The following is a 10,524-nucleotide window of genomic DNA, read 5'->3' as shown; positions in this document are numbered from 1 at the left end:
TCACACGCAATGGCATGGACACTGTCATCAGCGCCTATGGCTTCGCCATCGTCATGCCGGTCCGGCAATCGGGCTCCCTGCGCCTGATCGGCATCGTGCCGAAAGCGCATGAGGCCGACGAGTCGATCACCTTCGAGACGATCCGCGCCGATGTCGAGCGTGACACCGGCGTCAAGGTTCATCAGGTCAACTGGTTCTCGACCTACCGCGTGCATCATCGAGTCGCCGAGAATTTCCGCATCGGCCGGGTGTTCCTCGCCGGCGATGCCGGCCACATCCACAGCCCGGCCGGCGGCCAGGGCATGAACACCGGCATGGGCGATGCGGTTAACCTCGCCTGGAAACTGGCCGCCGTGGTGCAGGGGCGCGCCGACCAGCGCCTGCTCGACAGCTACGAGCCGGAGCGCATCGCCTTCGCCCGCAAGCTGATCGACAGCACCGACCAGGCGTTTCGGGTCGCCACCAGCCGCTCGCGGCTGGTCGGGCTGTTCCGCCGCTACCTGATGCCGAAGATCCTGCGCATAGCGCTCGGGACGACGGTGGGATCGCGCGCGTTTTTCGGGCTGATTTCGCAGACCCGCATCCGCTACCGCGAAAGTCCGATCAGCAGCGGCAAGGCTGGTAAGATCGAGGGTGGCGACCGCCTGCCCTATATCGCCGGTATCAGGGACGACAATTTCGAGCCGCTGCGATCGCTGGATTGGCAGGTGCATGTCTATGGAGAACTCAATGCCGAGTTCCGGGCGATGCTTGCGCCCGCCGGCATCCCAATCCATGCCTTCGCCTGGTCGGACATGGCCAAGGCCGCTGGCCTGCAGCGCGACGGCGCCTATCTGGTGAGGCCGGACGGCCATGTCGCGCTGGCCTCGCCGGTCCAGGAAGCAGCCCCCTTCCAGCGGTACATCGCAGGCCTCGCCATCAGGCCTCGGATCGCCGAGCGCGCGCCCTATCGCATCTCGGGCACCATGCACAGCCTGGCTTGAATGCGCCAACGCAACGGCGTGCGCATTCGCGCGTAGTGAAAAGACGTTTCATCATGACCAAAATCAGGAGAGAGAAAATGCCTATCAAATCCGGGAAGAAAATCAGCCTGATCGCCACGGCGACCGCAATTGGCCTCGCCGTAGAGATCATCGGCGGCACCGTGCCGGCGCTGTCGCTCGTCGGCCAGGCCGAAGCGCGTATCGGTCAGCCCTGGACGCCCCGCAGTGCCGCAGGCGTTGCGCGGCGGACCACAGCATGGCGCGTGCTGAGACACACCACGGCTTGGGTCGCCACACTACCGACAGGCTGCGTGCGCACCAAGGTCAACGGCTTCGATGTCTGGCGTTGCGGCGGTACCTACTACCGTGCCTATCAGGGCCGCTATATCGTGGTGGTGGTCGATTGACCGGCCTCGGACGTGGTCTTGCCGAGGGCGAGCCTGACGCCTTCGGCGAGATGCTCGGCGTCGGCCTTGTTCTCAAACGGTACGCCGCGCAGCGCATAGTCGATCGGCGAAAACGGATCGCCCGGCTCGATAAGGGCGATCTGCCGCCGCGCCCGTTCCATGTCGCCTATCTGGGCATAGCAGGCTGCCAGCCTGGTGCGTATCCAGGGTGCCGGACGCGTGGCCAGTTCCAGCGCTTCTGCCGCCTGCCGGTATTCGCCCATCATGTAGAGCGCCAGAGACCGGTCAAACTGGTACCAGTGCGGGTGCAAGGGATCGATGCGGATGCCGCGCGCCAGCCACGTCAGTGCATCGAGCGGCCGGCCGCGCATGGTGAGCAGCATGCCCATCTGCTCGATGCAGTCGGCATCGTAGGGATTGAGCTGCAGCGCGATACGCATGTGATGCTCGGCCGCTTCATGGTCGCGCATATACAGCCTGATCAATGACTGCACACGATGGCCGGTCGGCTGGTCCGGCGACAATGCCAAGCCCTTGTCGGCGAGATCGCGCGCATTTTCCAGCACTGCGTCACTGGCGCGCCCGAATTCTCCATCCAGCGCCTTGGTCAGAGCGAGATAGGTGTAGGCCAGTCCATAGTTCGGATCCTTGGCGATTGCCGCCTCGAACATTGCCTCCGCACCTTTCTGGTCGGTCTGGGCCGGATCGCGCAACAGCGCAAAGCCACGCAACGCCAGTTCATAAGCCGCCAAGCTGGTGACCGGCTTGCGCGATGCCTGTTGCAGCCCTGCATTGGTGACCCGCGTGACCAGCCTGCCGACGATCTGCTCGACAACCTCATGCTCGATGGCGAACAGGCCTGTGCCATGCGACTGGTAGCGGTCGCCCCAGAGTTGGCTCACAGTCGCGATGTCGATCAGATTCACGGCCGTTATGACTTGCTCGCCTTGCCGGCGCAGCGATCCTTCGACAAGATAATCGGCGCCGATGCGGGCGCGGATTTGAGACCACTCGTCGCGTCCGAAGGAGGCGAACGAAAAACTCGAATTGCGGGCGAGCACCGTGACCGTCCCAAAGCGCGCGAGGCCGTTGATGATATCCTCGGCAAAGCCGTCGACCACCGCCTCGTCGGCCGGATCACCGCTGTCGTTGCGAAAGCGTATCACGGCCACGACCGGTTGCGCCCCGATCTCCGGCGCAGTCTCGGCTTCGGCGGCGAGCATGTAGCCGCGCTTGGATACTGTGCGCACCATGTCGTCGCCGAGCACCTTGCGGATTTCGCGGATCGACTGGGTCAGCGAATCCTCGGTGACGTAGACACCCGGCCATACGACATCCATCAGTTCCGATTTCGGAACGACGCGGCCCATGTTGCGGGCAAGGTGCGAAAGCAGCGCGTAGGCCTTCGGGCGCAGGAACAGCGGCTCGTTGACGCCACGCAACGTTCCCTTGGCGAGGTCGAGCGTGAATCCTCCAAACCGGAAAAGCTGATCGGCAGTCGCCGTCGTCATTGGGACCCCTCCCCGGACACTGCGCATCACGCCGCGTCGAACCCACATCAACGCGGCACGGGATTTGGTGCATTATTGCCCAGTGCGCAATTTCAATCAAACTGGCCGCTTGGAGAGACAGCAAGATGGTTTGGCCAACGCGGGAAGGAACTCGATGAATCCGACGGAAAAAGCGCTGTGGTTCGTCGAGAGCCATCTGCCCGAAGCGGTCTCGCTCGACGATATCGCCCAAAGCAGTGGCGTGTCGCGCTTTCATGTGACGCGGGCTTTCGGGGCCGCCACCGGCCGCTCGGTGATGGGCTACATGCGCGCACGCCGGCTGACCGAAGCGGCGCGCAAGCTGGCCGGTGGGGCGCCCGACATCCTCTCGCTCGCGCTCGACGCCGGCTACAACTCGCATGAGGCGTTCACCCGCGCCTTCCGCGACCAGTTCGGCACCACGCCGGAACTGGTGCGCGCGCAAGGCACGCTCGACAACCTCGATCTCGTGGAGCCGATCCTGATGGACCAGTCCTTCCTTGCCAACCTCGAACCGCCGCGCTTCGAAATCAGCCGGCCGTTCCTGATCGCCGGCCTCGGCGAACGCTACAGCTGCGAATCGAGCGCCTCCATTCCCATGCAGTGGCAGCGCTTCGGTCCCTATATCGGCAACATTCCGGGCGAGACCGGCAACGTCGCCTATGGCGTCTGCGTCAACGGCGACGATGCCGGCAATTTCGACTACATCGCCGGCGTCGAAGTGTCGGATTTTTCCGACCTGCCGAAGGAGCTCAGCCGGGTACGCGTACCGGCGCAGAAATATGCCGTCTTTGCCCATCGCGAGCACATCTCGACCATCCGCCGCACGGTCAACACGATCTGGAACAAATGGCTGCCGGCCTCCGGCCACGAGATCGCGGATGCTCCCGAATTCGAGCGCTACGGCCCCGAATTCGATCCCCGCAGCGGCAATGGCGGGCTGGAGATCTGGATACCGGTGAAGGCGTAGTCGTTCATCCCATCGGCAGAGCGGCCCATCGCTCGGCGATCCTGCCACCGGAAAACACCGCGATCGATCCGAACTGCTGCAGCACGGCCTCGCTCTGCGTCGGGCGCAGGAACGCGTAGTCGCCGGGCTTCGCGGTCGCATCAGCCGGCAGGCCCATGAATTGCTGGTTCGAGGAGAGGCCGAGCAGGCCGTTCGTCTTCATCCCTTCGGGGAAGACCGGCTCGGCCATCCACTTGCCGCCATAGAGATAGCAGCCCTTGCGTGGAAAGCGGCCGAGCGCCTGCAGCAGGCGGGTGACGGCCGGCGGGCCGGGCAGCTTCGGCTCTACCGCTTTCAGGATCGGCGTCGCGACGAAGGCCGCCGGCTGGAAGCCTTCGAGGCCGGGCGTATCGAAATCGCTCGGCAGCACAAAGGCCGAGCCCATCGACACCTCGTTTGCAGCGCTGCGATGATGAAGCAGCGCGGTCTTGCTGCCGCCGATGTTCAGGATACGGCGCTGGTCGGCGCCGAGGCACGCGACGAAGGCGGTGGCCCGTTCCGAAGCTTTCGCCAACGCCTTGGCCGGCCCGCCGAACAGGCCGGGGATGAGCGGCGCATGCGCCTCGTAAGCCATGACGCCTTCGCAATGCAGCCGTTGATGAGCCGGCAGCGCGCCTAATGCTTTCGATAAGGCCTCCGGGCTGGCAAAGCCGCCGCGATGCAGCCCGACATCGATCTCGAAGGCGATGCGCAGCTCGACGCCGAGTTCGTCCGCGAGTGCGCCATACTCGGCCAGCCTCTCCTGGGTATCGATCAGCCAGCAGACACGCGACCAGTCGGCGTCCCCTTTCAGCAGTGCCGCCCTTGCCGCTTCGACCGGCATCGGCTTGCCGTACAGTATGTTGGCGGCGGGATATGCTTTCAGCACGGCTTGCGTGATTGGCGGATGGAAAGTCATGAAGCGATTGGTGCCTAGAGCCTTGCCGATGTGCGACAGCAGCGGCAGGCAAGCGAGCGACTTGTCGACCAGCCGCACGGCAAGGCCGGCGTCAAGCCTCTCTTTCACCAGGGCAATGTTGCGGTCCAGCCGATCGCGATCAAGCAGCAGGCAGGGCTGGAAGACGCCGGCTTGGCTCAATGCATCCGAAAGAGTGGCGAAATAGGCGCTCATCGCTCGATGCCGAACAGGCCGGCCATGTATGGCGAGACGAAGTGGTTTTCCGGATCAATGTCGCGGCGCACCGCCATCGCCTCGTCCCAGCGCGGATAGAGCTTTTTCAAGTCCGCCGCCTTCAGGCTGTGCATCTTTCCCCAATGCGGCCTACCTCCATATTTGCGGAAGATCGGCTCGGCCGCCCGCATGAACGGCAACGGATCGCTTGCCGCGTCATGGTGGATGGCGATCGAGCAAGTCAGCCTGTTGTGGAATGGCGAAAGCCAGAACTGGTCCGGTGCGACGGAGCGCACCTCCATCGGGAAATAGACCTCGGGGAAGCGCTTTTCCGTCAGTTCGATGATCTCGGCCAGCGCCTTCGGCCCCTCCTCGAACGGCAGATGATATTCCATCTCGTTGAACTTGGTCTGCCGGTCACTGGCATAGACGTTGAGCCAGTCCTGCACATAGTCCTCGGCGGGCACTTTTGCGACGGCGCCGCGGATCAGCCGGCGGCGGAGCGACGGCAGCCAGGCGAGCCCGGTGCGCAGCCGGCGCAACGTCCTCAACCCGCCCTCGTCATCCTCGGTCGGGCGCGTGGTGGTCGCCGCGGTGCTGAAGTCGCTGGCGATGAACTGCGCATAGCCGGAAAACGGAATGTAGTAGAATTCGGCCGAACGATGCGCGGCCATCATCGTTTCGAAATCGCGCAGCATATCGGCGATCGGCAGCACCCATTTGCGGCGGCGCAGCCGATAGGTCGCGATGTTGTTCAGCGTCACCTCGGTCATCACGCCAAAAGCGCCAAGTGCGACGCCGATAGCATGGATGGTCTCCTGATCCCCTGTCCGCCTGAAGTCGCGCAACTTGCCAAGCCCGTCGACGATCTGCACCGTTTCAAGCTGCGTGTGGTAGGCGCCGAGCGTCGGTCCCGAGCCATGCGTGGCGGTGCCGAGCGCGCCACCGATCGCCTGGCGGTCGATGTCGCCCATATTGGGCAGGCCCTGGCCGATGCCTTGCAGGATATGCATGAGCGGGCCGAGCCGGGTCCCTGCCCGCACGCGAGCCTGGTGTTTTTCGACGTCGTGCGAGACCAGCCCTTCCAGTCTCTCCAAGGACAGGATCGTGCCCTCGGATTTCACCAGCGGCGTAAAGGAATGGCCGGCTCCGACGACGCGGACCGGACCGGGTGCGGTGCGAACGAGATCACCGAGTTCGCCGGCGTCAGTTGGGGTGGCAATCAGCTGGGGTTCAGCGCTGACGTAGCCGGACCAGTTGCTCCAGGTGTTCGACATGTTGCCTCCTCAGGCAATGGCGCGGCGACGCCGGGACACAAGGATGAACAGGCCAAGCAGCGCCGCGCTGGCAATGGCGCTGGTGGCGGCGAATTCCGGCACGGGGCGAAAATCCTTGCCGTCGATGAGCAGCGACGCCGCGACCGGCCCGATCGCCAGGCCAAAAAGCTGCGCCGCCGGCACCAGCAGCACGGCGGTGCGCGTCTCATCGGCGGCGATCGCCAGCCGTATCTGGTAGGGCACGATGAACAAGAGGATGAAACCCATGACCAAGGCGGCAACCCAGAATGTGATGAGGTCAGGTCCGCTGGCGAGGACCAGGGAACTGACAAACGCGACGGCGCCGATCGCGGCGATTGCAAGGCGGTAATCGATGCGCGCCTCGAACGCGGTCGCCGTCATCGCGCCCAGGACCTGCACCGCGAGGCTGGCCGAGACGATCAGGCCGACGGTGCGGCCATCGATGCCGTATTGCGCGCCAAGCGGCTCCAGAAAGGCCCAGACCGCGCCAAAGAACATGAAGTAACAGAAGACCGACAGCAGCGCGGTGATCGAGGGGACCGTCAGCACATTGGCCAGATTCTCTTCCTTGGGCAGATCGGCATAGTCACTGGGAACGGTAAAGGCGACCGCCACCGAGGCAACGCAGACGATGGCGAGAACGATGAAGCCGCCCGCCGACCCGGCTGCCGGGATGACATAGAGCGCCAGCAGCAGGGCAAGCGCGCATTGCGCCAGCGTCTGCATGGTGACGAAATAACCGCCGATGCGCTCGGCCCGCCGCGAGCGGGCAATGAGTTCGGTGGCGACCGCCACCAGGCCGCCTTCGGCCAGGCCTGCCAGGGCGCGAGCCGCAATCAGCATGTTGGCGCCGGCGGCATAGGCCGTCCAAACATTCGCCATCGCCAGCAGGAGCAGAAGGGTCGCACTTTTCCAGCGCATGTTGTGGGCCGAAAGCAGCATCGCCACGATTGCTGAGCCGATGGCAATGGCGATCATCTCAGCGGTGGCGACTAGCGCCAGCTCATCGCCGCTGACATGGCCCTCGGTGAAAAGGGCGCCGAGCAGCACCGGTTGCAGTCCGAGGATGAGCAGGCCGACCGAACCGATCCACAAGGCCGAGGCAAGCTGCCTGCCGGTCGGATTGCCGACCAGCCAGTCGCCGCTTCCCGTGTGCCCGGTATCTGTCGAAGTCAAAGGCGCCTCCCAACGTTCTTGCCGTGCGGCAAAAAAACTGACAATCTGTCAGCATTTCAGAAACTGATACTTGATCATATTTTTTGTCAATCAGAATTTGGAAACTCGTGCGAAAGACCAGTGCGTGATGGAAGCGACGCGAACAGCCACCGAGCCCAGGCGCAAACCCAAGCAGGAGCGTAGCCGCGAGCGCATCGACGCGATCCTGTCGACAACCATGCGGCTGATCGGCGAAAAGGGCATCGACGCCGTCACCATGAAGGAAGTCGGCATGCTGGCGGGCGGGCCGATCGCCACCGTCTACCACTATTTTCCCAACAAGTCGGCGATCCTGGCGATGCTCTACGAGCGGTTTTCCGAGGTCAGCCGGGCACGATTGACGGCGATCATCACCGACGTCCGCGAGGCCAAGGACGTGATCTTGGCGGCCGACCGGCTGCTTGACGACTATCTCAGCCGCGTCGCCGGCGATCCGGCCATCCAGGACCTGCAGAATGCCATCCAGGCCGACAAGGCGCTCAAGAATCTCGACATCGCCGAAACCCGGCATCAAGCCAAGATGTTCTGCGACCATGTGATCGGCCTGCTCGAACCCGAGAAGCGCGAGCAATTCGAACGCATCGTTCTGCTGATCTTCCAGCTGGCCGGTGGTGTGGTGCGGCTGGCGCTTGCCGAGGGCAAAGCGGAAAGTCGCCAGACCATCGAGGACTACCGGTCGATCATCCACACCCAACTGCGGCTCTTTCTCTAGCTACCGCCGCAGACGAAATTTCGTGCGTTTCGGCATTGCGTCGCGCCTTGACTCTGGCAGGCCGGCGGCCTATCTCAGCGCCACGTTAGCACTCGCCATTGGTGAGTGCTAACCGTATGTCCGGCGCCGCCGGATGGAGGAACTGTTCTCACCGTTCTCATCGAGGAAGAAAAAATGGCAAAGTCGAAGTTCCGCCCGCTTCATGACCGCGTGGTCGTTCGCCGGGTCGAATCCGAATCCAAGACCGCCGGCGGGATCATCATCCCCGATACGGCAAAGGAAAAGCCGCAGGAAGGCGAGATCATCGCTGTCGGCTCCGGCGCTCGTGACGAAGCCGGCAAGCTCGTCCCGCTGGATGTCAAGGCCGGCGACCGCATCCTGTTCGGCAAGTGGTCGGGCACCGAAGTCAAGCTCAATGGCGAAGACCTTCTGATCATGAAGGAATCCGACATCATGGGCATCATCGGCTGATATCAGCACTTTCCGTCAACTGAATTCCCGGGCTCAATCCAAGCCCTTGCCAGGAGTTAAAAATGGCTGCCAAAGACGTAAAATTCTCCCGTGATGCCCGCGAGCGCATGCTGCGCGGCGTCAACATCCTCGCCGACGCGGTGAAGGTCACGCTTGGCCCCAAGGGCCGCAACGTCGTCATCGACAAGTCGTTCGGCGCCCCGCGCATCACCAAGGACGGCGTCACCGTCGCCAAGGAAATCGAGCTCGAGGACAAGTTCGAAAACATGGGCGCGCAGATGGTCCGCGAAGTTGCTTCGAAGACCAACGACATTGCCGGCGACGGCACCACGACCGCGACCGTTCTGGCGCAGTCGATCGTCCAGGAAGGCCACAAGTCGGTTGCCGCCGGCATGAACCCGATGGACCTGAAGCGCGGCATCGATCTGGCCGTGACCGAAGTCGTCGCGGCGCTCGGCAAGGCTGCCAAGAAGATCAAGACCTCCGAGGAAGTTGCCCAGGTCGGCACGATCTCGGCCAATGGCGACGAGTCGGTCGGCAAGATGATCGCCGAAGCGATGCAGAAGGTCGGCAACGAAGGCGTCATCACCGTTGAGGAAGCCAAGACCGCCGAGACCGAACTCGAAGTCGTCGAAGGCATGCAGTTCGACCGCGGCTACCTCAGCCCCTACTTCGTCACCAACGCCGACAAGATGGTTGCCGAGCTCGAGGACGTCTACATCCTCCTGCACGAGAAGAAGCTCTCCAACCTGCAGGCCATGCTGCCGGTTCTCGAAGCCGTCGTGCAGACCTCGAAGCCGCTGCTCATCATCTCGGAAGACGTCGAAGGCGAGGCTCTGGCCACGCTGGTCGTCAACAAGCTGCGTGGCGGCCTGAAGATCGCCGCCGTCAAGGCGCCGGGCTTCGGTGATCGCCGCAAGGCCATGCTGGAAGACATCGCCATCCTCACCGGTGGCCAGGTCATCTCGGAAGACCTCGGCATCAAGCTCGAGAACGTCGGCCTCAACATGCTCGGCCGCGCCAAGAAGGTGTCGATCTCCAAGGAGAACACCACCATCGTCGACGGCGCCGGCAAGAAGGCCGAGATCCAGGGCCGTGTCGCCCAGATCAAGCAGCAGATCGAAGAGACCACCTCGGACTACGACAAGGAGAAGCTGCAGGAACGTCTGGCGAAGCTCGCGGGCGGCGTTGCAGTGATCCGCGTCGGCGGTGCGACGGAAGTCGAAGTCAAGGAAAAGAAGGACCGCGTCGATGACGCCCTCAACGCGACCCGCGCGGCCGTCGAAGAAGGCATCGTTGCAGGCGGCGGCGTTGCCCTGCTGCGCGCTTCGGCCAACATCAAGGCCACCGGCGCCAATGCCGACCAGGCCGCTGGCATCAACATCGTGCGTCGTGCACTGCAGGCTCCGGCCCGCCAGATCGCGGCCAACGCTGGTGCGGAAGCATCGATCGTTGCCGGCAAGATCCTCGAGAACAAGGGCGCGACCTTCGGCTACAACGCCCAGACCGGCGAATATGGCGACATGATCGCCATGGGTATCGTCGATCCGGTCAAGGTCGTGCGCACGGCTCTCCAGGACGCGGCCTCGGTCGCCGGCCTGCTCGTCACCACCGAAGCCATGATCGCGGAGGCTCCGAAGAAGGAGTCGGCTGGCGGCGGCATGCCTGGCGGCATGGGCGGCGGCGGCATGGGCGGCATGGGTGGAATGGACTTCTAATCCAGCCAATCTGGCTAAGCTTATGGAAAGGGCGCCGAAAGGCGCCCTTTTTGTTTGGCATCCCGCCTTGA

The 10,524-nt window shown here is 63.7% G+C and carries 10 protein-coding genes; 6 read left to right on the top strand and 4 right to left on the bottom strand.

Features of this window, described 5'->3' with window-relative positions; all coding sequences use genetic code 11:
- A partial coding sequence (locus AC0ZT5_RS22895; protein WP_488498288.1) for an FAD-dependent monooxygenase occupies window positions 1-983 on the top strand: 983 nt, incomplete at its 5' end.
- A 77-nt stretch (window positions 984-1,060) separates the two neighbouring features.
- Window positions 1,061-1,390, top strand: a complete 330-nt coding sequence (locus AC0ZT5_RS22890) for a hypothetical protein (RefSeq protein WP_488498287.1) — start codon at window positions 1,061-1,063, stop codon at window positions 1,388-1,390.
- On the opposite strand, the gene AC0ZT5_RS22885 is transcribed toward AC0ZT5_RS22890, so the two are convergent.
- Entirely contained in the window at window positions 1,366-2,901 is a 1,536-nt protein-coding gene (locus tag AC0ZT5_RS22885) for a winged helix-turn-helix domain-containing tetratricopeptide repeat protein (protein ID WP_488498286.1), read from the bottom strand. The genes AC0ZT5_RS22890 and AC0ZT5_RS22885 overlap by 25 nt on opposite strands.
- A 154-nt stretch (window positions 2,902-3,055) precedes the next feature.
- Between AC0ZT5_RS22885 and AC0ZT5_RS22880 the strand changes: the two genes are divergently transcribed.
- Window positions 3,056-3,889 carry a GyrI-like domain-containing protein gene (locus AC0ZT5_RS22880; protein WP_488498285.1) on the top strand — a complete coding sequence of 278 codons (834 nt, stop codon included), beginning with the start codon at window positions 3,056-3,058 and terminating at the stop codon, window positions 3,887-3,889.
- Window positions 3,890-3,893: 4 nt separating this feature from the next.
- Here AC0ZT5_RS22880 and AC0ZT5_RS22875 read toward each other — a convergent pair whose 3' ends face one another.
- The 3 genes from AC0ZT5_RS22875 to AC0ZT5_RS22865 are packed head-to-tail and all read right to left on the bottom strand — an operon-like array spanning window position 3,894 to window position 7,513.
- A complete protein-coding gene (locus AC0ZT5_RS22875; RefSeq protein WP_488498284.1) occupies window positions 3,894-5,039 on the bottom strand; it encodes an alanine racemase in 1,146 nt (381 codons plus the stop codon).
- Entirely contained in the window at window positions 5,036-6,316 is a 1,281-nt protein-coding gene (locus AC0ZT5_RS22870; protein WP_488498283.1) for a D-arabinono-1,4-lactone oxidase, read from the bottom strand. Before AC0ZT5_RS22870 ends, AC0ZT5_RS22875 begins: the two co-directional genes overlap by 4 nt.
- A 9-nt stretch (window positions 6,317-6,325) precedes the next feature.
- Window positions 6,326-7,513: an MFS transporter gene (locus AC0ZT5_RS22865; RefSeq protein ID WP_488498282.1), complete on the bottom strand. Its 1,188-nt coding sequence runs from the start codon at window positions 7,511-7,513 to the stop codon at window positions 6,326-6,328.
- A gap of 124 nt (window positions 7,514-7,637) precedes the next feature.
- Between AC0ZT5_RS22865 and AC0ZT5_RS22860 the strand changes: the two genes are divergently transcribed.
- The 3 genes from AC0ZT5_RS22860 (at window position 7,638) to groL (ending at window position 10,453) form a co-directional block, all read left to right on the top strand.
- Window positions 7,638-8,264 carry a TetR/AcrR family transcriptional regulator gene (locus tag AC0ZT5_RS22860; RefSeq protein ID WP_488498281.1) on the top strand — a complete coding sequence of 209 codons (627 nt, stop codon included), beginning with the start codon at window positions 7,638-7,640 and terminating at the stop codon, window positions 8,262-8,264.
- A 174-nt stretch (window positions 8,265-8,438) separates the two neighbouring features.
- Window positions 8,439-8,735 (top strand): co-chaperone GroES, encoded by a 297-nt coding sequence (gene groES, locus AC0ZT5_RS22855; RefSeq protein WP_006203049.1) that lies wholly within the window; start codon window positions 8,439-8,441, stop codon window positions 8,733-8,735.
- Window positions 8,736-8,797: 62 nt separating this feature from the next.
- A complete protein-coding gene (gene groL, locus AC0ZT5_RS22850) occupies window positions 8,798-10,453 on the top strand; it encodes a chaperonin GroEL (RefSeq protein ID WP_095086076.1) in 1,656 nt (551 codons plus the stop codon).
- The last annotated feature ends 71 nt before the right edge of the window (window positions 10,454-10,524 follow it).

Source organism: Mesorhizobium sp. CNPSo 4670 (assembly GCF_057784235.1).
Note: the sequence above shows the minus strand (reverse complement) of the source record. Positions and strands in the feature narration are given on the sequence as shown.

What these genes read in the sequence shown, in the direction of transcription:
- groES (WP_006203049.1), top strand. Translation starts at nt 8,439, where the DNA reads ATGGCAAAGTCGAAGTTCCGCCCGCTTCATGACCGCGTGGTCGTTCGC.
- groL (WP_095086076.1), top strand. Translation starts at nt 8,798, where the DNA reads ATGGCTGCCAAAGACGTAAAATTCTCCCGTGATGCCCGCGAGCGCATG.
- AC0ZT5_RS22885 (WP_488498286.1), bottom strand. Translation starts at nt 2,901, where the DNA reads ATGACGACGGCGACTGCCGATCAGCTTTTCCGGTTTGGAGGATTCACG.
- AC0ZT5_RS22875 (WP_488498284.1), bottom strand. Translation starts at nt 5,039, where the DNA reads ATGAGCGCCTATTTCGCCACTCTTTCGGATGCATTGAGCCAAGCCGGC.
- AC0ZT5_RS22880 (WP_488498285.1), top strand. Translation starts at nt 3,056, where the DNA reads ATGAATCCGACGGAAAAAGCGCTGTGGTTCGTCGAGAGCCATCTGCCC.
- AC0ZT5_RS22890 (WP_488498287.1), top strand. Translation starts at nt 1,061, where the DNA reads ATGCCTATCAAATCCGGGAAGAAAATCAGCCTGATCGCCACGGCGACC.
- AC0ZT5_RS22870 (WP_488498283.1), bottom strand. Translation starts at nt 6,316, where the DNA reads ATGTCGAACACCTGGAGCAACTGGTCCGGCTACGTCAGCGCTGAACCC.